A 23,143-nucleotide genomic window follows, 5' to 3' on the forward strand; every position below is an offset into this window, starting at 1 on the left:
AATTTATAAAATTATTTTAATTATATATATAGATTTACAATTAATTACCATGTGCGGAATGGTAAGAATTTCCCGTTAAGTGTAATAACGATACGAGGATCGCCGCCTTTTGGATCTTCTTGTGTATCCACACCTAGATTGAAGTTAATTGCACTCATTACACCTTCGCCAGCTTTTTCTAAGATTAATTCTCTAAGAGTTGGTGCGTATTGTAACATCATTTCATATAGTCGATATAAGATTGGATCAGTAGGAGGCATTTGCATTACTTGACCTCTAAGTGGAACTACTGTTAATGCCTGAACTACTTCTTCATCTAATTCTAATAGTTTACCGATTTTTTCTGCTTCTGGACGTGTCATTGTAGCTTGGCCTAATAATGCTGTTACAACCCAAGTCTCAGAGTTTTCACTTACTTTTGAAATTTCTTCCCATGTTAAACCTTTTGTGATTTTTGCTTCCATAATTTTTTGCGTAGCTTCTTGTCTATTCATATCTAATAACTTCCTTCCATTTAAGTAATAATAATTAATTTTTCATACCATTTAATGCTTTATATCCATCAACTACTAAATCTAATTTACCTGTGTGAGGATCAATAACTAAACCATGTACAGGAACATCTTTTGGAATAAGTGGATGATTTTTTACTAAATCAACATTAGCTTGAGTTGAATCGCAGACATCATCGAATCCAAATAACCATTTTTCAAGGTCAACACCAGCATATTCAATCGCTGATAAAATTTCTGGTGAAGCTACTCCGCGATCTAATATTTTTTGAAGTGTTCCTTTTGGATTAGTTTGACTTGCACCACATCTATGGTGTCCGATAAGGAAGATTTCATCTGCATTTAAATCATATACTGATGCTACAACACTTTGCATAACACTATCGAAAGGAGAAGCAATCTTACCACCTGCATTTCTGATAACTTTTGCATCACCATCGTGTATATCTAAAGCTTTTGGAAGTAGCTCAATTAAGCGAGCATCCATGCAAGAAACAACAACCATACGTTTTTTAGGCATTTTTGTCGCTTCAAGAGGAGCGTATTCCTTATTTTCTACAAATTGTTCATTGAACGATAGAATATCTTGTAATAACATATTTGTAACCTCCTTTAAATCTAGATGTATTTTTTTGTTACGTCCTCTATGTTATACGTGAATATAACTGATAAATAATGTGATGTAAGAGGATAAACTAAGTATAGTGAATTGTATCGATAAGCAGAATAAGTTGGCGAAACACTTTCGGGCTTTCTACTTTCACGGTGAAAGGATTGGTTTATATCATTGATCAAACAGATTTTGAGATACTGAAATTATTAGGAGAAAACTCAAGAATACAATGGAAAGAACTTGGTCAGAAAATACATATGACGGGGCAGGCTGTAGGAAATCGAATTCGGAGATTAGAGGATTTAGGGATTATTGAACAATATACAATTGCAATAAACCGAATCAAATTAGGACAAATAGTGACTGCATTTGTTACTTTGTTTGTAACAACAGCTAATCATCAAGAGTTTATGAATTTCTTTCAAGGAGAAGAAGGGATTTCTGAAGTGCATCGTATAAGTGGTGAGGGATGTTATTTATTAAAAACACATTTTGCTTCTAATGAAGAATTGGATAACTTTCTGGGGCGACTATTAAAGTATGGGAATTATCGTGTTAACCTATCGATAGGAAAGTTAAAATAAGATTTCTTTTTTTGAGGGTATAGTAACATTATTTGCTAATCCCTATTTGTATAGAGATAATAAAGTCGTTTGATTTTTATCCCGCATTAACGGGTGAGTTAAAACGATTGGTAACTGGTATTACACAAAAAATGCTTACTGAGCAATTGAAAGAGCTTGAAAAAGATGGTCTTGTGTCTAGAAAAGTATATAATCAAGTGCCACCGAAAGTTGAGTATTCTCTTACGGAACAGGGACAATCATTAAAAGAAGTTTTAAAAGTACTTTGCGATTGGGGAAGCGACTATATTAAGCAAAGATATCCTAATGGTGATAGTGAAAGAGGACGATCATATTTGATTTAACACTCCTATAATTGTAAGTTTGCTATAATGAACAAGTACTTATACGAAGGGGAGTTTAAAGAGAAAATGAAATCATTTAACATCGATCATTTTATTGCTAGTGTTTTGCAGTGGATATTAAATATAGCTCTAATCATATTATCCATTGTCTTATCTATCTTTTTAATTAATGAAACGATTACTTTTATTCAATACATATTTTCGACGAAGAAGTATACATCTTATAAATTAGTTGAAAGTATTATCGTCTATTTCTTATACTTCGAGTTTATCGCATTAATTATTAAGTATTTCAAATCGAATTATCATTTTCCGTTACGTTATTTTATTTATATCGGAATTACGGCTTTAATTAGATTAATTATTGTATCTCATGAGGAACCGATGGAGACGTTATTATATGCGGGATCCATTCTTGTTTTAGTTATTGCTTTATACATATCGAATATGAGAGATTTGAGAAAAGAGTAGTGCAGACATAAGTTTGCACTACTTTTTGTGCCTTGACCTTCAAGTTACTTGAAGGTTTACAATGTAATTAGGGCGTTTGAAATCGAAAAAAATTGAGAAATTAAGTGAAGAGGTTATTTTACTTGGAGGTTATAGAAATGAGTCAGGAATTAAAGTTACGTCCTTTAGAACGGGAAGATTTAAAGTTCGTGCACGAACTTAATAATAACGCACATATTATGTCTTATTGGTTTGAAGAGCCGTATGAGGCTTTTGTAGAGCTACAGGATTTATATGATAAACATATCCACGATCAAAGTGAACGCCGTTTTATCCTGGAGAAAGATAATGAGATGGTTGGATTAGTTGAGTTAGTGGAAATTGATTATATTCATCGAAGAACTGAATTCCAGATTATTATTGATCCGAATTATCAAGGACATGGTTATGCAGCGGAAGCGACGCGTTTAGCGATGGATTACGCTTTTTCTGTATTAAATATGCATAAACTCTATTTAGTTGTTGATAAAGAGAATGAAAAGGCTGTACATGTTTATAAAAAGGTTGGATTTATGGTGGAAGGTGAGTTACAAGACGAATTTTTCGTTGATGGTAACTACCATAATGCGATAAGAATGTGTATGTTTCAGAAGCAATATTTTGAAAAGAAGTAGTTGAATGATTTGGAAGTGATGTTGACGCTTCATAAAAACGTATGCTAAAATCCCTTTTAAGTATTAAGGAAGGTGCAGAATATGCTTTATATAAAATTTGTAAAACTCATTAGAAAACTTTGCTCCGCACAAATGTATACGGTGAAGCGTTGTACGGAGCTTAATCAAGGGGCATAAATCCCCTATATTCATCGGCTGAATAACTTTTCTGAAAAGTATAGTGTATCTATGCTTATTTGGGTATGGTTTGTAAGTCGATGTATAAAATAGATTAAGGGGCCATAGACAATGCTTTGTCTATGGCCCTTTGTGTATATTATTCCAATGAGATTTACAAAAATTGGAGTAGTATAGGAAAAACCACGAAGCAGAGGGCTAGTGTCGAATGACGCTATCTCTCTGCTTTTTTTTAATTTCAGGAAAAGAGGAATACGAATGAGTTTACTTAAAGTTGAAAGTTTATCACATAGTTTTATAGATAAAGTCTTATATGAAAATGCTTCTTTTGACTTGCATAAGGGAGAACATATGGGGATTGTTGGACAGAATGGTGCAGGAAAAAGTACGTTAATGAAAATATTGATTGGAGAAATAATTCCTGATAAGGGAGACATAAAGTGGCAGCCTAATATTCAAATTGGGCATCTTGATCAATATGCAGAAATTGATGGAAGTTATACCATTTCACAATATTTAAAGAGAGCTTTTCATGATTTGTTTGAAATGGAAGATAGAATGAACAAATTGTATGAAGAAAGTGCTATGACAGGTGATTCTGACAAATTGTTAAAAGCGGCCGCATATCAAGAACAGCTTGAGGCTCGTGATTTTTATTCGGTAGATAGCACAATTAATAAAATTGCAGCTGGCTTAGGTATTGATGCTATTGGCATGAATCGTATAATCGTTGAACTAAGTGGGGGACAACGTGCAAAAGTAATTTTAGCGAAGCTTTTATTAGAAGAGCCTACTATTTTATTACTAGATGAACCGACGAACTTCCTTGATAAAGAGCATGTGGAGTGGCTTGCTAATTATTTAATGAATTTTGAAGGGGCTTTTATTGTAGTGTCACATGATTTTGATTTTCTGGAAAAAGTGACTTCTTGCATATGTGATGTAGAGTTTGGAACGGTTAAGAAGTATTACGGAAAATACTCAGATTTTGTAAGACAAAAGGAGCATTTGCGAAAAGATTATATTCGCCAATATCATGCACAACAAAAGAAAATTGAAAAAACGGAAGAGTATATTCGTAGAAATATTGCTGGAGTGAATTCAAAAATAGCACAAGGGCGTAGAAAGCAGTTGCAACGTATGGAAAGAATTGCGCCACCAAGTTTTACTTGTAAACCGTCTATTCATTTTCGGGAACTTCCTATTTCAGTTCAAACAGTTCTTGAGGTAAATAACCTTGAAGTTGGTTATGACTTTGCTCTCTTACCAAAATTGAATTTTTCAGTAATGGGTGGGCAAAAACTTGTTATTACAGGGTTCAATGGAGTAGGGAAATCTACTTTATTAAAAACAATCGTTGGCACTATTGCTAGTATTTCTGGAGAATTTCACTTCTCAGAGCAAATAAAGATTGGATATTATGAACAAGATTTAAATTGGAGCAATGATTCTTTAACGCCGCTTCAAATTATTTCAGAACAGTTTCCTAAACTGAATATGAAGGAAATACGTCATCATTTAGCTGTGTGTGGTGTGAAGGATACTCATGTTTCGCAAGAAATTCGTACGTTAAGTGGTGGTGAACAATCGAAGGTGAAACTGTGCGGATTATTATTATCACCGTGTAATTTTTTAATCTTAGATGAGCCGACGAATCATTTAGATGCAGAAGCGAAGGAATCTTTGCAAAAGGCATTAATTCAGTTTAAGGGTAGCGTTATACTCGTATCTCACGAAGCAAGTTTTTATCATGATTGGGCAGATAGTATTTTCAACATAGAGAGCGGTTTAATTGAGGAGAGTAAAAAAGATGATAAATGATAATGATTGGAAAGTGAAAATAATAATGTTTTTGACCGCTCAAACGATTTCGTTGTTCGGTTCATCTCTCGTACAGTACGCGATCATATGGTATATCACCCTTACAACATCATCAGGAGTGATGTTGACCATTTCAACTGTTTGCGGTTTTCTACCACAAATTGCGATATCTTTATTTGCTGGTGTGTGGATTGATCGTTATGACCGTAAAAAGATGATTATGTTATCGGATGGGATTATAGCAATTGCTACGTTAGTTTTGGCAATTTTATTTTTAACAGGATATAAAAGTATTTGGTTACTTTTTATAGTACTACTCATTCGCTCAGCTGGTACAGGGGTGCAAACGCCAGCTGTGAATGCGTTAATTCCACAAATTGTTCCGAAAGATTATCTTATGAAAGTAAATGGGATAAATAGCAGTATTACATCTTTAATTATGTTTCTTTCACCAGCGGCAAGTGCCGCAATTCTTTCTATTGCTAGCATTGAAACAACATTTTTTATTGATGTTATTACGGCTATGATCGGAATTAGTATGATGTTTATTATTCAAGTGGAAGGACATGTGAATGTAGAGAGTAAGCAAAAATCTAATCTACAAGGCATAAAAGAGGGATTTGCTTATTTAAAAGAAAATGTATTTATTAAAAGGCTACTCGTTTTATTAATCATTGTCATGATTTTAATAAGTCCAGCTGCCTTTTTAACACCTTTAATGGTAACTCGTTCTTTCGGGGCGGAAATGTGGAGACTTACTGCTAGTGAGATGACCTTTAGTGCCGGTGCAGCAGCTGGTGGAGTATTAATTGCAGCGTGGGGTGGTTTCCGTAATCGTATGCATACAACAGCGCTAGCTTGTGCGTTATATGGACTGCTTATGATTGGACTCGGGAGTGCACCGATATTTATTATGTATTTAACATTTAATTTTTTAATTGGTATAACAATGCCCTGTTTTAATACGCCAGTTACTGTGTTATTGCAGGAGAAAGTAGAACCTTCTATGCACGGGCGGATATTTAGCCTTGTGCAAATTGCTAACTCATGCGCGCTTCCTTTAGGAATGATAATATTTGGTCTTTTGGCTGATGCGTTTAGTGTAGAGATTTTGTTAATTTATGCTGGGATATTCGTACTATTATGTGCAATGTATGTTGTATTAAGCAGGAAGTTTGAAGTGTGAATATTTATTGTCTATAAAAGGTTTGTGAGGCAATTTAAGATGCTTCATAAACCTTTTGTTTTTATTCTAAACAATAATAATTTATTGCAAAACGATAAATTATTATTGACTAATGATTTTGTTTTGGGTAATATGATGTTAATTAAGAAGAATTATATGAATAAAGGAGAATGTAAAATGAAAAATAAATACGTAGTAGCTATTTCTTTCATGATCTTAGCGATTATTTCTTTAACTATATATGCTTCAAACAGTAAAGTAGGAGCGGATGGATTTCTTGAAGAACCTTTCTTTTTCCTAGTACCGATAAGTTATGTATTCTTCTTTAGTGGTATTGGTGTATTACTATTTGGATTTATTACTTCAAAGCTGAGAAAAAGTAATAGATAAAGTGAAGTTTAATTAGTGAGGGATTCATCAATCGGGACAAAATACTCACTATGAAATAGAAACATACCATATGGAAGAAAAATAATAAGTGAGCTGAATAATGATGAATCATTATTTTTTATAATGGTAGACAAGTAGGGGCAGCTATAACGCTAGCCGGAGCACAGGGGACAATTCATGCTGTGAATCAAGTTATTCAAATGCAGCAACAGGCACAATTTGCACAAATGATGCAAAGTCAGTATATGCCGTATTCACAGCTTCCGATGCAAATTGTACATTACGATGTGCATCCAGCTGATTTATCCCGCTATTTGCCGGGCAGTAAAACTCCCACCTCAAAATTTGGCAGGAGCAAAGAAGTTAGGTGGGAGATCAACTGCCCGTAAACGCCCGATTGGTGAAGGCTAATAATCAGTGGGTAAGAACAAAATCCCCACTGATTAAAGTTTCACTTTATTTTCCATTCCATATGGCGGGACATACTTCTTATATTCCACCGAGCTTCATTCCAAGGAATGCGAATAGGATACCAATTATGTAAGTAGTACTTAAATATAAAAGGAATGTGTAAATTTTTTTGCGATTGAGAAGCTGAATGGACTCTAATTTAAGTGTCGAAAATGTGGTGAATGCGCCCATAAATCCAGTTCCTAATAATAATTGCCATCCTGTAGAGACTCCGTTGCCAATTATATACCCGAGTAAAAATGCTCCTGTTATATTAATAAGGAATGTAGCAATTGGAAAGGGTGTTTTATTTCTTTTTTTAAACCAATTGCTAATTGCAAATCGTGTAATCGCACCGAAAAACCCTCCAGTTGCCACTAATAAAGCTTCCATCATAAGTGATCACCTTCCGTGAGTGATTTCTTAATTAAGAAATCACCTAGTGTATAGCCAAGTCCAGACATAATGAGACCGCCAAGTATGCTACATGATACATATAAGAAGGCCATGCTCCATTCAGAATGATTGATTAATTGCATGGTTTCTACACTAAATGTTGAAAACGTCGTAAAAGAACCTATGAATCCAGTTCCGATGCCTGTGATAACCTCCGAAGGTAAGATGTTTAGTTGTGCAACATATGTAGTCAGCCATGCTAATAAGAAGCAGCCGATTAAGTTGATGAGTAATGTAGCTAATGGAAATGAATGATGCCAAAATTCATGAATAGTAAGACCTAAATAATAACGAGAAAGGGCTCCTAATATACCGGCTATACCGACGATAATATAAATCAAATTCCTCACCTCTTTAAATAGCTTGCTCAAAAAAATAGACTCCTACCAGTAGATATACTGATAGGAGTCATTAGCTAAGCAGCGGTTAAGGCGAACTCCATCGCCTATGATTATTACATATAGTGTACTAAACATTGTGTTTAATTTCCAGTGGAGAAGTTGATGCATTCTGTATTTCTATAGTGGTTTAAGATAGGGAGGGTTAACTTATAAATTAAATATAATGATATAATGTTTTGAGTGTGATAAAATGTTTCTTATGTCTGTCATTTGATTTTAGTTAACTGAAAATAAAGAAAAGTAAAATTTTGCATTTTAGAAAAGGAGTCATTTATTTGAAGAAATTATTAAAAATAGTACTTATATGTATTTTAGTAGGAGCGGGCGCTTTAGGTGGATTTTTAGGGTATATGACACTTACAAAAGAACAACCAGCGGACATTATAAGCTTGAAGGTGGAAAACAATAAGGAGCGCGTAATAGCGCCTGGAAATGAATTTAAAGTTACAACATTTAATATTGGATATGCTGGATTAGATAAGGAACAAGATTTCTTTATGGATGGAGGGAAAGGATCTGGTTCAAGTAGTAAAGAGCAAACGGAAACTAACTTAAAGAATATGCTTTCGTTTTTACAAAATGAGAATAGTGATTTTGCGCTATTACAAGAAGTGGATATAAAATCACTTCGATCATTTGATGTAAATGGACATGAATTTTTGCAAAAAGGATTACCTGATTATGCTTCGTCATTCGGAAAAAATTACGATACAAAATGGGTCCCTGTACCGATAACAAGTCCAATGGGATATGCTGAAGCTGGACTAAGTACATTTTCTAAATATACAGTTCAAGCAGCGAAAAGATTTCAGCTTCCTGGAATGGAGCCTTGGCCGAAGCGTTTATTTGATTTAGACAGAGCGATTGTTGAATATAAAATTCCTGTTAATAATGGAAAGCATGTTAGACTCGTAAATTTACATTTGTCTGCTTATGATGAAGGCGGAAAAATTAGAAAGCAGCAAGTGGAGTATTTAAAAGAATATATGAACAAGCATTATAAAAATGGTGATTATGTAATAATGGGCGGAGACTGGAATCAATTAATTTCTAACGCTCAGTTAAGTGATCCGAAATTTGTGAAAGAGCGTCCTGAGTGGTTAGTAGAGTTACCGAAGGACTTTACTGACGGTGGCTTTCAGTGGGCTGTAGATCCATCTGTTATGACTGTGAGAGATGATGTGAAGAAATATGTGGAAGGTGAAAATTTCGTCACGATTATTGATGGCTTTATCGTTTCACCGAATGTTGAGATTGTAAATGTACAAGGGAAAGATTTAAAGTTTGAAAATAGTGATCATAACCCAGTGAGTGCGGTATTTAAGCTGAAGTAATTGATACGTATGAGTAGAAGGTGGGGCTTCATATATGGAGTGGTTAAAGAGAAGTTGTTTTTCTAACCTTGAGAAAGAATCACAGAAAAATCATTTATTACTGTTTATCACAATTTGTAGTTTCTTCCTTGGTATAATCGCGATTGGGTATTACGGATATATTTTTACAGAGAGAGCAATAGCGTTTTGGATTTGTGGTATTTCTGTCGTTGTATTTGGAACGCTTCTTACATTTATAGAAAGTATGGAAGCAATGTATAAATACATCATGACATTTATGCTGCTTATTATGTCTTTCATTATGGTACAAGCATTTAATGAAAGCCCGGCTGTATTTCAAATGGTCTATTTTACACTAGCAGTTTCACTTATTTATTTAAGTGAACGTCTCATTTTAACTCTTGGCGGGATAGCTGTCGTTATTACATTTATACTTTGTAGTTATTGGCCAAATCAATTCTTTGCGTATACAGCCTCATCCGAAGCTGCGAATTTCGCAAGTTTGTTAGCGATTGTAACGATCGCAATGTGGGGTGTAACGAAGATTGGCTCTAATCTGTTGGCTCGTTTAAGTGATGAGAAGCAAGAAGTAATGAGAAAGGCTCAAGAGCTAGAAGAGACACAAAGGCTTATTGAGGAAACAGTTGTGAAACTAGATAGTAATTTCAATTATTTAAGACAAAATATGAATACATCGATGGAGTCGATGAGTGAAATTAATTTTGCTTTTGAAGAGGTGGCAGTTGGCACGCAATCGCAATCAGAGATGATGTCTCGTTCAGTAGAAGTATTGAATGATATGGAGGGAAATATTGAACAAATTATCTCTCAAGTAAGAAATGCATCGATTCGTGTTGATAAAAGTTTGGAGATTTCGAAGGGTAGTGTAAATACTTTAAGAAGTTTTGAAGCTAATATGAGAAGTTTAAATGATGTTGTTTCACAATCAGGAACTATATTTAGAGAATTAATGATGCAATCGAAACAAATTAATGAAATTGTAGATGTAATAACGAATATTTCAAGTCAGACGAGTTTGTTAGCTTTAAATGCAAATATTGAGGCAGCAAGGGCAGGCGAGCATGGAAAAGGTTTTGCGATTGTAGCGAATGAAGTATTAAAGCTTGCTGAAGAATCGAATCGTTCTGCGGGGAGAATTCAAGGGATTTTGAAGGAGTTTAGTAATCAAGCAAGTAAAGTAGAAGTGCAGGTAGAGAAGTCACAAAGAGTACAAGAAGAATGTAACGAAATGTTAGCAAGTGTTTTAACGAATGTAACGGATTTAGGGAAGTTTATTGATGCGATTAATGATGTAATGAGGGAGATTGTTGGTCATCAAGAAAGTTTCCAAGCTAAAACGACGAATATCGTAAAGGACGTTACACATGCTTCTAACGTAATTCAACAAACTTCTGCAGCTACGGAAGAAGTGTTAGCGAGTGTTGAAGAAGAAAAGCATCGAAATGATATATCGGTGAAGACGTTACATACTGTTAGCGAGCAAGTGAAATTGCTAGAAGATATTCTAGAAAAATAATATCGATGAAAAAGAGCACTTGATAGGAATTTAATTGCTTTTCTCCGCGTTTTCTGCCAAGCTTAAGGAGAAAAATACTTCGAAGAAAGAAATATATAGGTGACGCATATGATTGAAGTTAAGACTTCTGAACTTAGTGATGGAGAATTTAATAGAGGTGTATTTGCAACTCGTGATATTAAAAAGGGTGAGTTGATACACTCAGCACCAGTTATCTCTTATCCGAATGAACAGCATGAACACATTGAGAAAACGTTACTTGCTGACTACGCATTTGAGTATGGGGTAAATCATACGGCATTCCTTTTAGGATACGGCATGTTATTTAATCATTCATATAAGCCGAATGCAACGTATGATATTGTCTTTGAGAATCATATGTTTAACTTCTTTGCTTACAAAGATATAAAAGCGGGAGAAGAGATTTTAATCAATTATAATGGTGAAGTTGATGACGATGAGCTATTATGGTTTGATAAGGAAAAAGAAGAGAACGAAAAATAATTTAAAGAGTATAAAAAGGGCACATTCTGTGGGATGTGCCCTTTTTTTATTGATGAAAATAAAGTAAAGATTACAAAAAAATACCACTTTTCTTTCGTATGGTATAGTAAGATATTGAAGGGTATTGCTTTGAAAAACCTATATATTTTACAAATTGTTGTCTATATGGTTACATGTCAAGTTTAGTAGCCCATTTGGGTTGCTTTATTATGCGATATATATTTTAATATGAGTGGAACCTCTTATAATTTAAGAGGTTTATAGGTGTGCTTTATGTACACTTTATCCACCACTTGGGCTTTTTATTTGTAGCGCATTGTTATGTGGGGATATTATGGGCCCGTGGATAGCGGGATAAAAAGATTATAGAAATAGAGGAATCGTAAAATGAATATGCATGAGGTTTATAAATATTTAAGTACAGTATTGCCTGAAGGTCATGTGAAGCAAGATGAAATGCTAAAGAATCATACGCATATTAAAGTTGGCGGGAAAGCGGATGTATTCGTTGCTCCTACGAATTATGATGAAATTCAAGAAGTTATAAAGTATGCGAATCAATACAATATTCCAGTTACGTTTTTAGGAAATGGATCGAATGTCATTATTAAAGACGGTGGTCTTCGCGGGATTACAGTAAGTTTAATTCATATTACAGATGTTACTGTAACAGGAACGACGATTGTGGCACAGTGCGGTGCAGCAATTATTGATGTATCACGTATTGCGTTAGACCACAATTTAACAGGTCTTGAGTTTGCTTGTGGTATTCCAGGTTCAGTTGGCGGAGCATTATATATGAATGCTGGTGCGTACGGTGGGGAAGTATCGTTTGTATTAACAGAAGCTGTTGTAATGACGGGTGATGGAGAGCTACGTACTTTAACGAAAGAAGCATTTGAATTTGGATATCGTAAGAGTGTATTTGCGAACAATCATTACATTATTCTTGAAGCGAGGTTTGAACTTGAAGAAGGTGTACGTGAAGAGATTAAGGAAAAGATGGATGATTTAACGTATAAGCGTGAATCAAAACAACCTTTAGAGTATCCTTCATGCGGTAGTGTATTTAAGCGTCCACCAAATAATTTTGCGGGTAAGCTTATTCAAGAATCAGGATTGCAAGGTAAGCGAATTGGCGGAGTGGAAGTTTCTTTAAAACACGCTGGATTTATGGTGAATGTTGATAACGGAACAGCACAAGATTACATCGATTTAATTCACTTCGTACAAAAGACAGTTGAAGAGAAATTCGGTGTGAAGTTAGAGAGAGAAGTAAGGATTATTGGAGAAAATCTATAATAATCTTTGAATTAAAAACGTATAAAAGTATGAATTATTTTAAAATAACATTTGGGTATTGTTGACAATTTGTTTTCAATTCAATATAATGGCTAATAATTTAACAAATAACATACGTTGAAAGAGCCCAGTAGCAGTTTGTCACTGTTATCAAAGAGAGCTAGGGGTTGCTGGAACCTAGCACAAACAAACTTGTGAATTACACTCTGGAGTATCTTAGGTAACGCTAAGCGGAGTAGCAATCGATATTATTGCTAAGAGTGGTATGAGTAGCTATGCTATTTATGCAAACTGGGTGGTAACACGGTGAATAATCGTCCCTATGTCATAGACATAGGGGCTTTTTTGTTTTTAAAAAATAAAGGGGATGACAAAAGATGAATATTATTGAAGAATTAGAATGGCGCGGTGCTGTGAATCAGCAGACAGATGAAGAAGGTTTACGTAAGTTAGTAGAAGAGAAAAAGATTTCGCTATACTGCGGAGTTGATCCGACTGGTGATAGTATGCATATCGGACATTTGATTCCTTTTATGATGATGAAGAGATTCCAATTAGCTGGTCATCATCCTGTTATTTTAATTGGTGGGGCAACAGGAACAATTGGTGATCCAAGTGGACGTCAATCAGAGCGTCAACTGCAAACGTTAGAAGTAGTGCAGCATAATGTAGATGCGTTAACAGCACAAATGAAAAAGCTATTTGACTTCGGCGGGAATAGCGAAGTGAAGATGGTAAATAATTATGACTGGACACATAAAATAAATATTATCGAGTTTTTACGTGATTACGGAAAAAACTTTAGCATAAATAGCATGTTAGCAAAAGATATTGTCGCAAGTCGTTTAGATACAGGAATTTCATTTACAGAGTTCACGTACCAAATCTTGCAAGCAATGGACTTCCATCATTTATACAAAGAAGAAGATGTTCAATTGCAAATCGGTGGTAGTGATCAATGGGGAAATATTACGAGTGGTTTAGACTTAATTCGTAAATTAGAAGGCCACGAGGCGAAAGTATTCGGGCTAACAATTCCGTTATTATTAAAATCGGATGGTACGAAATTTGGTAAATCAGCAGGTGGTGCTATTTGGCTTGATCCGGAAAAAACAACACCGTTTGAATTTTACCAGTTCTGGGTGAATACAGATGACCGTGATGTAATTAAATACTTGAAATACTTTACGTTCTTAACGAAAGAGAGAATTGATGAATTAGCAGCGAAGGTAGAAACAGAGCCTCATAAACGCGAAGCGCAAAAAGTATTAGCAGAAGAAATGACGAAATTCGTTCATGGAGAAGAAGCACTTTTGCAGGCTGTGAAAATTACAGCGGCGTTATTTAGCGGAGATATTAAATCGTTAACAGCGGATGAAATTGAACAAGGATTTAAAGAGATGCCGACATTCGAGTCTTCAAAAGAGACGAAAAACATTGTAGAGTGGTTAGTTGATTTAGGAATTGAACCTTCTAGACGTCAAGCGCGTGAAGACATTAATAACGGTGCGATTTCTATGAATGGTGAGAAAGTAACGGATGTAGGTACGGATGTTACTGTAGAAAATTCGTTTGATGGAAGATTTATTATTATTCGTAAAGGGAAGAAGAACTATAGCTTAGTGAAATTGGGATAATAGTTTTTGTGGAAGAGTGGAAGTAAGAAAGATACTTTCACTCTTTTCGTATACACAATTTCGACACAAAAAAGTCAGTATATTTAGATAATTGAAGAGGGTTATAGTATTCCTCTGCCGAATATAAATAAGTAGAGAATATTACGGATAAAAATAGCCCGAACCATGCCGGGCATGATTCGGGCTTATATTCAGATTAGTAAGCTAAGCTGAATAGACCTTTAATGTGTGATAAGTAACGAACGTTACTTGCTTCTTTCATTAATGATGCCGGTAAGCCTTTAAGCGGAGTATTGCTTGCTCCGATTGTAGCAACAGCATCTTTACGTCCTAGACTAGCAAGTGTTCCAGAGTTGATAGGTGCGAACTCTTCGAATGCTTTGCCTTCTAGTGCTGCGTATAAGTTGTATCCAATTAATTCACCCATTTGCCAAGCGATTTGTGCAGTTGGTGGGTATGGACGACCGTCTGGAGAGAAGACAACAGCGCTGTCTCCAGCAACGAATACGTCTTTGTGAGAAGTAGATTGCAGGTGTGCATCAACAGTTGCACGTCCACGGTTTACTTCAAGACCTGATTCACCAATTAATGGGTTACCTTGTACGCCGCCTGTCCAAACGAATGTGTTAGCAACGATTTTTTGACCGTCTTTTAAGTCGATTTCATTGCCGGCAACGTTTGTTACAGGAAGACCTGTTAAGAATGTAACACCGCGTGCTTCTAAGCTAGTAGTTGCACGTTCGATTAAGTGATCTGGTAATACTGGAAGGATTTTTGGACCTGCTTCAACAAGAAGAAGTTTAACTTCTTTTGGATTTACGCCGTGGCTTTTTGCAAGTTTAGGCATAATGTCAGCAAGCTCACCAACTAGCTCAACGCCAGTTAATCCGCCACCACCGATTACGATTGTAGCATCAGCTTCGTTTTTCGTTTTAGCGTATTCACGAATACGGTCTTCAACGTGTTTGTAGATTTTGTTTGCATCAGCAGCAGATTTTAATACCATGCTGTTTTCTTCTAGTCCTGGAATACCGAAGTAAGCAGTTTTACTTCCTAAAGCAACTACAAGTGCATCGTAAGATAGTGTAGTGCCACCAGCTAGTTTGATTTCTTTGCTATCAACTGAGAATGACTCAACTGTTGCAATTTTAAGATCGATGTCTTTGCCTTTGAAAAGCTTTGTAAGTGGCATTGCAACTGCTTGCTCAGCAACGTTACCAGCTGCAAGGCGGTGTAGTTCAGTGATGATTTGGTGCGTTGGGTATTGGTTAATCACTGTAACTTGTGCTTCTGATTTGCTGTAATATTTACGTACGTTTAGAGCGGCAAGAAGACCGCCATAACCAGCGCCTAAGATGACAATTTGTTTTGACATAGTATGATATCCCCCGTCTTTACTAATTGTTGTTATAAGTTAAATTATTTATTGTTACGTTCTGCACTAATTTGAAGGTATGCGTTCACAAAGCGGAACATTTTTTGTGCTTGTGGGTCTTTTAGTAATTTTAATAGACCGAACAGGCCGATAACTTCGTTGCTTTCGTCAGCACGATCTTTCGCTTCGATAGCAGTTGCAGCCATGCCTTTCACTGTATCTTTTACAGGTTCTACAAGCTCTGTGATTGCACTAACAGTGTCGCTTTTTAATACTTCATCAGTAGCAACAGTTTGAGCGAAGTCATAAGACTTAGTTAAAATATTAACAAGCTCAGTTAATTTTGGAAGCTGTTCCACTAGTGTTGTTAATGATTCTTGTACCTCAGGTTTTAACAACTGATCAAGTACATCAAGTTGTCCTTGGCTAGCAGAAATTTGTACAGTTTCTTGTTCTGGCTTTGTTTGAGTCATAGTTTCTGGCATCTCCAATTCTCCTTTACGATAGCAATACTCTTATTTTTGATAGGTAAGATAGTAAACGTTTGCGAAACTTTATACAAAGTTTCACAAAGCACAATAAAATGCCTTTAAATTTATGATAGCAAGTAAGCTGAAATCATAAATCCAAAACCATAATGTCCTACCTATTATTTATGAACTGTCCGATACATGGCTTGTCCGCATAATGGAAAGTTCCCTTATCGGAAAGTGTATATAATATATATCCTATATTATATACTATATACACGTATGTTAACATAAAAATGATTCCTAATTATTTGATATTGATGCTGTAACCTAGTATTGACAAGGAATGAAAGCGCATAAAATATTTTATCTATCTTAAAAATGTACATATATATAAAGAAAAAAAGGGGAAAATGGACAGATTTATGTTCATTTTTTCCTTTTTTTATTGTTCATCCTCTGTAATTAGCATCGATGTGTTACCGCTTTTTTCAAGGTGGCATTCGCCCCAAGTACAAAGAGAATCGAGAATTGATTCTAAAGACCATCCGTAGTCAGTAAGAGAATATTCTACTTTTGGTGGTACTTGATTGTATACCTTTCTTTGAATAACCCCATCCTCTTCTAACTCGCGTAATTGCTGTGTTAACATCTTTTGTGTAATACCAGGCATTAAACGTTTTAGTTCACTCGTTCTCTTTGTACCTTTCGTTAAGTGGCAAAGAATAACGACTTTCCATTTGCCACCGATAACCTCTAAGGTCGCCTCGACAGGAATATTATATTTCTTCATATAAAAAATCTCCTTGGATGAATGTAAATTTCAGTTCTTCAACAAAAGAAGCTAAATAAGTTAAATGTTACTTTTTAGTGCCTATAGCACTTTAAAGTACGTACTTTTTATCGTGTTGAATATGTTCCATAATAGCATACGTAAGAGGGAAATGAGTAGTACGGTACTAAAAAGTGCCTATGTTACTTTTTAGTATCTATCGTACTTTAAAGTGCGTTCTTCAAAAAAAGAGTGAAGCCATTCATAATAGCATTTAACAGCAGTAAAGTTATTTTTGTAGAAGATAAAAAGGCCTTTTTATCACACTATTATGATTGGATTTCTCGTATTAAGGAGGAGTTCAATTGAATTCATATACAGTATCATCTTCGGCTGTTCAGACGAATCGAAGAAGTATGTTTGCTTTATTAGCGCTAGCAATTAGTGCGTTTGGAATTGGTACAACCGAGTTTATTAGCGTCGGTTTATTACCATCTATTTCGGAGGATTTACATGTTTCCGTTACAACAGCTGGTTTAACTGTTTCCTTATATGCGTTAGGGGTAGCATTTGGCGCTCCGGTATTAACGTCGTTAACAGCTAGTATGTCGCGGAAAACGTTATTAATGTGGATTATGATTGTCTTTATTATCGGTAATGGCATTGCGGCGGTAGCAACGAGTTTTACTGTGTTACTTATCGCGAGGGTTGTCTCTGCATTTGCACATGGTGTTTTTATGTCAATTGGTTCAACAATTGCAGCTGCACTCGTACCAGAGAATAAACGTGCTAGCGCGATTGCTTTTATGTTTACTGGTTTAACCGTTGCGACCATTACAGGTGTACCAATTGGAACATTTATTGGGCAACAGTTTGGCTGGAGAGCATCTTTTATGGTAATTGTAGTAATTGGAATCGTTGCCTTAATCTCAAATAGTATGCTAATTCCGTCTAATTTAAAAAAGGGGACGCGAGTATCATTTCGTGATCAATTCAAACTTATCACGAACGGAAGACTATTACTTGTTTTCATCATTACTGCATTAGGATACGGGGGAACATTTGTAACATTTACGTATTTATCTCCGCTATTACAAGAAGTAACCGGATTTAAATCGAGTACCGTTACAATCATTTTATTAGTGTACGGGGTTGCGATTGCGATTGGTAATATGGTTGGCGGGAAGCTATCAAATCATAATCCAATTCGAGCACTATTTTATATGTTCTTTATTCAAGCAATTGTATTATTCGTACTAACATTTACAGCGCCGTTTCAAGTAGCGGGGCTCATTACGATTATTTTTATGGGACTATTTGCATTTATGAATGTCCCAGGGTTACAAGTATATGTAGTTATATTGGCTGAGCGCTTTGTTCCGAGTGCAGTTGATATTGCATCGGCAATTAATATTGCAGCGTTTAACGCAGGAATTGCTCTTGGGGCTTATTTAGGTGGTATTGTAACGAACTCGTTAGGGTTAATTCATACAGCCTGGGTAGGCGGCATTATGGTAGTAGGCGCTGTTATTTTAACAGCGTGGAGTATGGCATTAGAAAAAAGAGATCAAGCAAAATAAAGGAGAGAAAATAAAATGAAAAATTTACAAAGTAAAACAGTATTGCATAACGGTGTAGAAATGCCTTGGTTCGGTTTAGGTGTATTTAAAGTAGAAGATGGACCGGAACTTATAGAGGCTGTAAAATCGGCGATTAAAGCAGGATATCGCAGTATTGATACAGCTGCGATTTATGGAAATGAAAAGGCAGTTGGAGAAGGTATTCGCGCTGGTATAAAAGAAGCAGGAATTTCTCGAGAAGATTTATTCATTACTTCAAAAGTGTGGAACGCAGATCAAGGATATGAAACGACACTTGCTGCATATGAAGAGAGCTTAAAAAAATTAGAACTAGATTATTTAGATTTATATCTTGTTCATTGGCCTGTTGAAGGGAAATATAAAGATTCGTGGAGAGCGTTAGAAACACTTTATAAAGAAGGGCGCGCGCGTGCAATTGGTGTAAGTAACTTCCAAATCCATCATCTGAAGGATGTAATGGAAGGTGCGGAAATTAAACCGATGATTAATCAAGTTGAGTATCATCCGCGGTTGACACAAAAGGAACTACAAGCTTTCTGTAAAGAGCAAGGTATTCAAATGGAAGCATGGTCACCACTTATGCAGGGGCAACTATTAGATAACGAAACATTACAAGAAATTGCTAATAAATACGGTAAGACAACAGCTCAAGTTATTTTACGTTGGGATCTTCAAAATGAAGTTGTAACGATTCCGAAATCAACGAAAGAACACCGCATTATTGCAAACGCAGATATTTTCAATTTTGAGCTAACAAAAGAAGATATGGAAAAGATTGATGCTTTAAATGAAAACCACCGCGTCGGTCCAGATCCGGATAACTTTGATTTCTAATAGAGGTAAGTTCAAAGAGTGCAAAAAGTTTGCGCTCTTTTTTATTTTGTCTATGCATAAAAAAATGTTCTAACTAAATAATAAACAGTAGTAAATTTGTTATTTTATAAGGGGTTGTAGACATGAATATAAAACGATCGTTCAAGGTAATGGCCACTTTTTTGAGTGTTTTATTTGTATTTGCGAACTTATTATTCCCACTTCAAAAAGCATTCGCAGAAGTTATGGACCATACGAAGTATCAAATGGATTGGAGTTACAGTAGGTCAAAGAAGAAACCAATTCGAACAGAGCTTATTAAAACAGCAGATGGAAAAATTGCTTTTTGCTTAAATGTAGATTTAAAATCGCCAAGTGGTCAAGATTTACCTGAAATGGGTAAAGTGGATATTAACGTGTACCGCGTACTATTAAACGGATACCCACAAAAGAGTCCGCAAGAATTAGGTGTTTCTGATTGGAGAGATGCACATTACGCAACGCAGCTTGCGGTGTGGAATGCGTTAAAACAAATTGATATTAATGATTTAGATTTCCGTAATAAAAATGTAGAAAAAGTAACGAAAGATATAGTTGCAAAAGCAAATGCTAGTGAAGAGTTGCAAGAAATTACGATGAGTGTAACTCCTACAGAAGAACAAGAAGCAGTATTAAAAGATGAGTTTTTTGAAACTGGTTTATATACAGTAGAAACAAATGCAAAAAGCGGAACGTATAAAGTGCAAGCAACAGGTGCACCACAAGGCGCGAAGTTTGTAAATGAAAAAGGCGAAGCAAAAACTGAATTTAATGTAGGGGAAAAGTTCCGCATTTTAATTCCGAAACAAACACCAGCTGGTGGATTTAGCTTTAAAGTATCAGGGAATTTAACGAAATTACAAGGTATTGCACATAAAGGAACGCCAACGATTCAAAATGCGGTTGTATTACTTGAGCGAAGTGAAGAAAAAACAAGTCCAGAGTTAGCGGTAAGTTGGAAAAAAGCAAATGGTCATGATAATAAGCCAAATAAACCCTATACACCAAATGAACCACATAAACCGAATCAATATAACAGATGATGAAAAAAGCTCGTAAACACTATGTTTACGAGCTTTTTTATTATTCAGCTTCAGAAACCACTGTGAAGCGTTCGTTTACATGTTTTGGATTTTCGATTTCATCAAGTGCTGCTACTGCAAAATCTTCGTAACTTACGTAGCTATCGCCTTTTGAGTTAACAAGAAGATTATCTTTACCAGCTGTATAAGAGCCAGTGCGTTTTCCTAATGCGAATAGTGCAGAAGGGCTGATGAATGTCCAAGTGATGTCATTTGTTTGTTGCAAGATTTCTAAGTTTTTACCTTGGTTTTGAGCAGTTGCAAGGTATTCATTTGGGAATCCTGGTGTATCAAATACACGTGTTGTTTTTTCCTCGTCTACAAATAAGCTTCCAGCGCCGCCAACTACAAGTAATTTTGTATTTGGTGCACCTTTCACAGCTTCAATAAGTACATTTCCTGCATCTACATGAAGATGTTCTTGTCCTGCTGGAGCACCGAATGCATTTACAACTACATCAAATGCTTGTATGTCGTTAGATGTAAGAGAGAATACATCTTTTTCTAAAACTTTTACATTTTCTTCTGTAATTTTTGCAGCGTCTCTTACGATTGCAGTTACTTCATGTCCGCGATCTAATGCTTCTTTTAAAATACGACTTCCTGCTTTGCCACTTGCTCCGATAATTCCGACTTTCATAATGAATCCCTCCAAAGTGTTTTGTTAAATTGTATATTTTAAAATGAATGAATGTATTGTAATTAGGTTTGTTACAACCTGATGTAACCATTATAGTTACAGTTTTGTATTTTTGTCAATGGTGTTGTTTATGAAATTATTTAACACGCTATTTGTAGGTAGTAAGACTTTCTTTTTAAATTTTGGATGAAGCAAAGAAGCTAGATGGGAGATAAATTTCTCATGAAAGTTTTAAATTCTTGTTTTAGTATGCACATTTTTTATAAATATAACGTCATTAAACATAACAAATAACACTGCCATGTTAAAAAACCTAACATATGGAAGCAATATCCTGTCGAAAAATGTTGATTTTTGAATATTTTTTAAATATAATTCAATTTATGAAGAAAAAAGGGAGGGGACTAACAGTATGAATATTTTAGAACAATTCGTTTCATCAACGAATACGATTCTTTGGTCATATATTCTTATCGCAATGTTAATTGGTTTAGGGCTTTATTTTTCTATTAAATTGAAATTCGTACAAATTACTCATTTAGGGGAAATGGTTCGATTAATGGGTGATGGATTGACTGGAAAGACACGTAAAAAGGGAAGTGTATCTTCTTTCCAAGCTTTCTGTATGAGTTCAGCAGCTCGTATTGGTATCGGGAACTTAGCTGGTGTAGCACTAGCTATTTCTATGGGAGGACCTGGAGCTGTATTTTGGATGTGGGTTATTGCAATTATCGGGGCGTCTTCAAGTTTCGTAGAAAGTACGCTTGCGCAAATTTATAAAATAAAAGATGGCAGTGGCTTCCGTGGTGGTCCTGCTTATTATATGGAAAAAGGTTTAAATAAACGTTGGATGGGGATCTGGTTCTCTATTCTGATTACAATTAGTTACGGTTTAATTTTCAACTCGGTACAAGCAAATACAGTTACATTAGCGTTTGAAAATGCTTTTGGCATTGAGCGTTATATTGTAGGGATTGTGTTAGCTGCACTGGTTGCGGTTATTATTTTTGGTGGTGTAAAAAGTATTGCGCGTATGTCAGAAATGATCGTTCCGCCAATGGCACTTATTTATATTGCAGTAGCTGTTTTCGTTGTTATTAAAAATTATTATTTAATACCGGATATGTTTACAGAAATCTTTAAAGGTGCATTCGGTTTAGATTCAGCTGTAGGTGGCGGTATTGGTGCTGCAATGAAGTTTGGTATTCAGCGCGGATTATTTGCGAATGAAGCAGGTATGGGTAGTGCGCCGAATGCGGCGGCAACAGCGGATGTAACGCATCCAGCTAAACAAGGTTTTATTCAAACAATTGGAGTTTTAGTAGATACATTCTTAGTATGTACATCAACAGCGTTTATCGTACTATGTTCTGGTGCATATAAGGCAACAAATTTAGAAGGTATTGAATTAACGCAAGTGGCGTTAAGTTCACAAATCGGTTCGTGGGCAAGTAGCTTCTTAGCGATCATCATTTTCTTATTTGCTTTCAGTTCACTTCTAGGAAACTATTATTATGGTGAAACGAATATTGAATTCATTAAACAAAGTAAAATTTGGTTAACGATCTATCGTATTGCGGTAGTTGGAATGGTTCTATTCGGTTCAGTTGCGACGCTTCAAGTTGTATGGAATATGGCAGACTTATTTATGGGTCTAATGGTGATCACAAACTTAATTGCGATTACACTCCTTGGCCGATTTGCGTATGCTGCGTTGGCGGATTATGTGAAACAAAAGAAACAAGGAAAAGATCCAGTCTTCAGTGCAGATTCTATCCCTGGTTTAACGAACACAGAGTGTTGGGATAAGCCAGCGGTAACAGATAAAGAAAAAGCTGTATAAGAAAAAACGAGCATCGAGAGAAAGTCGATGCTCGTTTTTTTATTGTAATAAATGGTGTGAAGGGCAAAAGACGAACATTAACGAGCGTTTTATAATAAAATGTAATTTTTTAAAAGAAAAATGCAGATGTGAGTTA

At 35.4% G+C, this 23,143-nt stretch carries 24 protein-coding genes, 1 pseudogene, 1 riboswitch and 1 other annotated feature; of the genes and pseudogenes, 17 read left to right on the plus strand and 8 right to left on the minus strand.

What is annotated here, in order from left to right; all coding sequences use genetic code 11:
- Positions 1–44: 44 nt before the first annotated feature.
- Positions 45–494, minus strand: coding sequence for a cyanase (cynS, locus tag QCI75_RS01915; protein WP_071748062.1), 450 nt, complete (start codon positions 492–494; stop codon positions 45–47).
- A gap of 34 nt (positions 495–528) precedes the next feature.
- A complete protein-coding gene (locus tag QCI75_RS01920; RefSeq protein WP_199674640.1) occupies positions 529–1,110 on the minus strand; it encodes a beta-class carbonic anhydrase in 582 nt (193 codons plus the stop codon).
- 167 nt (positions 1,111–1,277) lie between these two features.
- Between QCI75_RS01920 and QCI75_RS01925 the strand changes: the two genes are divergently transcribed.
- From QCI75_RS01925 to QCI75_RS01960, 8 genes and pseudogenes are all read left to right on the plus strand, one after another.
- The gene (locus QCI75_RS01925; protein WP_002068214.1) at positions 1,278–1,709 is read left to right on the plus strand and encodes an Lrp/AsnC family transcriptional regulator; all 432 of its coding nucleotides are present in this window, start codon (positions 1,278–1,280) and stop codon (positions 1,707–1,709) included.
- 32 nt (positions 1,710–1,741) lie between these two features.
- Positions 1,742–2,053, plus strand: coding sequence for a winged helix-turn-helix transcriptional regulator (locus QCI75_RS01930; RefSeq protein WP_235676383.1), 312 nt, complete (start codon positions 1,742–1,744; stop codon positions 2,051–2,053).
- A 66-nt stretch (positions 2,054–2,119) separates the two neighbouring features.
- Complete coding sequence (gene psiE, locus QCI75_RS01935; protein ID WP_002089513.1) at positions 2,120–2,524, plus strand: phosphate-starvation-inducible protein PsiE; 405 nt, start codon at positions 2,120–2,122, stop codon at positions 2,522–2,524.
- A gap of 137 nt (positions 2,525–2,661) precedes the next feature.
- Positions 2,662–3,177 (plus strand): spermidine N1-acetyltransferase, encoded by a 516-nt coding sequence (gene speG, locus QCI75_RS01940; protein ID WP_002139192.1) that lies wholly within the window; start codon positions 2,662–2,664, stop codon positions 3,175–3,177.
- A gap of 435 nt (positions 3,178–3,612) precedes the next feature.
- Positions 3,613–5,175, plus strand: coding sequence for an ABC-F family ATP-binding cassette domain-containing protein (locus QCI75_RS01945; RefSeq protein ID WP_353759907.1), 1,563 nt, complete (start codon positions 3,613–3,615; stop codon positions 5,173–5,175).
- On the plus strand, positions 5,168–6,361 hold the full coding sequence (locus QCI75_RS01950) for an MFS transporter (RefSeq protein ID WP_353761477.1): 1,194 nt from the start codon (positions 5,168–5,170) through the stop codon (positions 6,359–6,361). Before QCI75_RS01945 ends, QCI75_RS01950 begins: the two co-directional genes overlap by 8 nt.
- A gap of 156 nt (positions 6,362–6,517) precedes the next feature.
- The gene (locus tag QCI75_RS01955; protein WP_353759908.1) at positions 6,518–6,751 is read left to right on the plus strand and encodes a DUF3955 domain-containing protein; all 234 of its coding nucleotides are present in this window, start codon (positions 6,518–6,520) and stop codon (positions 6,749–6,751) included.
- 100 nt (positions 6,752–6,851) lie between these two features.
- Positions 6,852–7,140 (plus strand): annotated as a pseudogene (locus QCI75_RS01960) (DUF3947 family protein).
- 100 nt (positions 7,141–7,240) lie between these two features.
- Here the strand turns inward: QCI75_RS01960 and crcB (QCI75_RS01965) are convergent.
- A complete protein-coding gene (gene crcB / locus QCI75_RS01965) occupies positions 7,241–7,597 on the minus strand; it encodes a fluoride efflux transporter CrcB (protein WP_002167412.1) in 357 nt (118 codons plus the stop codon).
- Positions 7,594–7,998, minus strand: coding sequence for a fluoride efflux transporter CrcB (crcB, locus tag QCI75_RS01970; protein ID WP_353761479.1), 405 nt, complete (start codon positions 7,996–7,998; stop codon positions 7,594–7,596). Before crcB (QCI75_RS01970) ends, crcB (QCI75_RS01965) begins: the two co-directional genes overlap by 4 nt.
- A gap of 54 nt (positions 7,999–8,052) precedes the next feature.
- Positions 8,053–8,112, minus strand: a riboswitch (Fluoride riboswitch).
- Positions 8,113–8,333: 221 nt separating this feature from the next.
- On the opposite strand from crcB (QCI75_RS01970), the gene QCI75_RS01975 reads away from it, so the two are divergent.
- From QCI75_RS01975 to tyrS, 5 genes are all read left to right on the plus strand, one after another.
- Positions 8,334–9,392, plus strand: a complete 1,059-nt coding sequence (locus tag QCI75_RS01975; RefSeq protein ID WP_353759909.1) for an endonuclease/exonuclease/phosphatase family protein — start codon at positions 8,334–8,336, stop codon at positions 9,390–9,392.
- 34 nt (positions 9,393–9,426) lie between these two features.
- Positions 9,427–10,929, plus strand: a complete 1,503-nt coding sequence (locus QCI75_RS01980; protein ID WP_353759910.1) for a DUF4077 domain-containing protein — start codon at positions 9,427–9,429, stop codon at positions 10,927–10,929.
- A gap of 108 nt (positions 10,930–11,037) precedes the next feature.
- A complete protein-coding gene (locus tag QCI75_RS01985) occupies positions 11,038–11,433 on the plus strand; it encodes an SET domain-containing protein (protein WP_000573655.1) in 396 nt (131 codons plus the stop codon).
- Positions 11,434–11,820: 387 nt separating this feature from the next.
- Complete coding sequence (gene murB, locus QCI75_RS01990) at positions 11,821–12,735, plus strand: UDP-N-acetylmuramate dehydrogenase (protein WP_144507283.1); 915 nt, start codon at positions 11,821–11,823, stop codon at positions 12,733–12,735.
- A 108-nt stretch (positions 12,736–12,843) separates the two neighbouring features.
- Positions 12,844–13,060: a binding site (T-box leader), on the plus strand.
- Positions 13,061–13,112: 52 nt separating this feature from the next.
- The gene (tyrS, locus tag QCI75_RS01995; protein WP_144507282.1) at positions 13,113–14,372 is read left to right on the plus strand and encodes a tyrosine--tRNA ligase; all 1,260 of its coding nucleotides are present in this window, start codon (positions 13,113–13,115) and stop codon (positions 14,370–14,372) included.
- A gap of 196 nt (positions 14,373–14,568) precedes the next feature.
- On the opposite strand, the gene QCI75_RS02000 is transcribed toward tyrS, so the two are convergent.
- The 3 genes from QCI75_RS02000 to QCI75_RS02010 all read right to left on the minus strand — a co-directional run bounded on the left by QCI75_RS02000 (position 14,569) and on the right by QCI75_RS02010 (position 17,010).
- Positions 14,569–15,747 (minus strand): NAD(P)/FAD-dependent oxidoreductase, encoded by a 1,179-nt coding sequence (locus tag QCI75_RS02000; RefSeq protein ID WP_144507281.1) that lies wholly within the window; start codon positions 15,745–15,747, stop codon positions 14,569–14,571.
- Positions 15,748–15,791: 44 nt separating this feature from the next.
- A complete protein-coding gene (locus QCI75_RS02005; protein WP_001115312.1) occupies positions 15,792–16,232 on the minus strand; it encodes a DUF1641 domain-containing protein in 441 nt (146 codons plus the stop codon).
- Positions 16,233–16,662: 430 nt separating this feature from the next.
- On the minus strand, positions 16,663–17,010 hold the full coding sequence (locus QCI75_RS02010) for a winged helix-turn-helix transcriptional regulator (RefSeq protein WP_061679266.1): 348 nt from the start codon (positions 17,008–17,010) through the stop codon (positions 16,663–16,665).
- A 395-nt stretch (positions 17,011–17,405) separates the two neighbouring features.
- Between QCI75_RS02010 and QCI75_RS02015 the strand changes: the two genes are divergently transcribed.
- The 3 genes from QCI75_RS02015 (at position 17,406) to QCI75_RS02025 (ending at position 20,485) form a co-directional block, all read left to right on the plus strand.
- Positions 17,406–18,569 (plus strand): MFS transporter, encoded by a 1,164-nt coding sequence (locus QCI75_RS02015; protein WP_353761480.1) that lies wholly within the window; start codon positions 17,406–17,408, stop codon positions 18,567–18,569.
- 15 nt (positions 18,570–18,584) lie between these two features.
- On the plus strand, positions 18,585–19,424 hold the full coding sequence (locus QCI75_RS02020) for an aldo/keto reductase (RefSeq protein ID WP_353759911.1): 840 nt from the start codon (positions 18,585–18,587) through the stop codon (positions 19,422–19,424).
- 122 nt (positions 19,425–19,546) lie between these two features.
- Positions 19,547–20,485: a thioester domain-containing protein gene (locus QCI75_RS02025; protein WP_353759912.1), complete on the plus strand. Its 939-nt coding sequence runs from the start codon at positions 19,547–19,549 to the stop codon at positions 20,483–20,485.
- A gap of 40 nt (positions 20,486–20,525) precedes the next feature.
- On the opposite strand, the gene QCI75_RS02030 is transcribed toward QCI75_RS02025, so the two are convergent.
- Entirely contained in the window at positions 20,526–21,164 is a 639-nt protein-coding gene (locus QCI75_RS02030; protein WP_144508122.1) for an NAD(P)-dependent oxidoreductase, read from the minus strand.
- 412 nt (positions 21,165–21,576) lie between these two features.
- Here QCI75_RS02030 and QCI75_RS02035 point away from each other — a divergent pair, with 412 nt between their 5' ends.
- Positions 21,577–23,007, plus strand: a complete 1,431-nt coding sequence (locus tag QCI75_RS02035; RefSeq protein ID WP_353759913.1) for an alanine/glycine:cation symporter family protein — start codon at positions 21,577–21,579, stop codon at positions 23,005–23,007.
- The last annotated feature ends 136 nt before the right edge of the window (positions 23,008–23,143 follow it).

The sequence above is a fragment of the Bacillus cereus group sp. RP43 genome (assembly GCF_040459645.1).
In the GTDB taxonomy this organism is placed as follows: Bacteria; Bacillota; Bacilli; order Bacillales; family Bacillaceae_G; genus Bacillus_A; species Bacillus_A mycoides_C.

Bases quoted from the DNA above. Each gene is read 5' to 3' on its own strand.
- cynS (WP_071748062.1), bottom strand. From the start codon at position 494: ATGAATAGACAAGAAGCTACGCAAAAAATTATGGAAGCAAAAATCACA.
- QCI75_RS01920 (WP_199674640.1), bottom strand. From the start codon at position 1,110: ATGTTATTACAAGATATTCTATCGTTCAATGAACAATTTGTAGAAAAT.
- psiE (WP_002089513.1), top strand. From the start codon at position 2,120: ATGAAATCATTTAACATCGATCATTTTATTGCTAGTGTTTTGCAGTGG.
- speG (WP_002139192.1), top strand. From the start codon at position 2,662: ATGAGTCAGGAATTAAAGTTACGTCCTTTAGAACGGGAAGATTTAAAG.
- QCI75_RS01945 (WP_353759907.1), top strand. From the start codon at position 3,613: ATGAGTTTACTTAAAGTTGAAAGTTTATCACATAGTTTTATAGATAAA.
- QCI75_RS01955 (WP_353759908.1), top strand. From the start codon at position 6,518: ATGAATAAAGGAGAATGTAAAATGAAAAATAAATACGTAGTAGCTATT.
- crcB (WP_002167412.1), bottom strand. From the start codon at position 7,597: ATGATGGAAGCTTTATTAGTGGCAACTGGAGGGTTTTTCGGTGCGATT.
- QCI75_RS01980 (WP_353759910.1), top strand. From the start codon at position 9,427: ATGGAGTGGTTAAAGAGAAGTTGTTTTTCTAACCTTGAGAAAGAATCA.
- QCI75_RS01985 (WP_000573655.1), top strand. From the start codon at position 11,038: ATGATTGAAGTTAAGACTTCTGAACTTAGTGATGGAGAATTTAATAGA.
- murB (WP_144507283.1), top strand. From the start codon at position 11,821: ATGAATATGCATGAGGTTTATAAATATTTAAGTACAGTATTGCCTGAA.
- tyrS (WP_144507282.1), top strand. From the start codon at position 13,113: ATGAATATTATTGAAGAATTAGAATGGCGCGGTGCTGTGAATCAGCAG.
- QCI75_RS02000 (WP_144507281.1), bottom strand. From the start codon at position 15,747: ATGTCAAAACAAATTGTCATCTTAGGCGCTGGTTATGGCGGTCTTCTT.
- QCI75_RS02005 (WP_001115312.1), bottom strand. From the start codon at position 16,232: ATGCCAGAAACTATGACTCAAACAAAGCCAGAACAAGAAACTGTACAA.
- QCI75_RS02010 (WP_061679266.1), bottom strand. From the start codon at position 17,010: ATGAAGAAATATAATATTCCTGTCGAGGCGACCTTAGAGGTTATCGGT.
- QCI75_RS02015 (WP_353761480.1), top strand. From the start codon at position 17,406: ATGTTTGCTTTATTAGCGCTAGCAATTAGTGCGTTTGGAATTGGTACA.
- QCI75_RS02020 (WP_353759911.1), top strand. From the start codon at position 18,585: ATGAAAAATTTACAAAGTAAAACAGTATTGCATAACGGTGTAGAAATG.
- QCI75_RS02025 (WP_353759912.1), top strand. From the start codon at position 19,547: ATGAATATAAAACGATCGTTCAAGGTAATGGCCACTTTTTTGAGTGTT.
- QCI75_RS02030 (WP_144508122.1), bottom strand. From the start codon at position 21,164: ATGAAAGTCGGAATTATCGGAGCAAGTGGCAAAGCAGGAAGTCGTATT.
- QCI75_RS02035 (WP_353759913.1), top strand. From the start codon at position 21,577: ATGAATATTTTAGAACAATTCGTTTCATCAACGAATACGATTCTTTGG.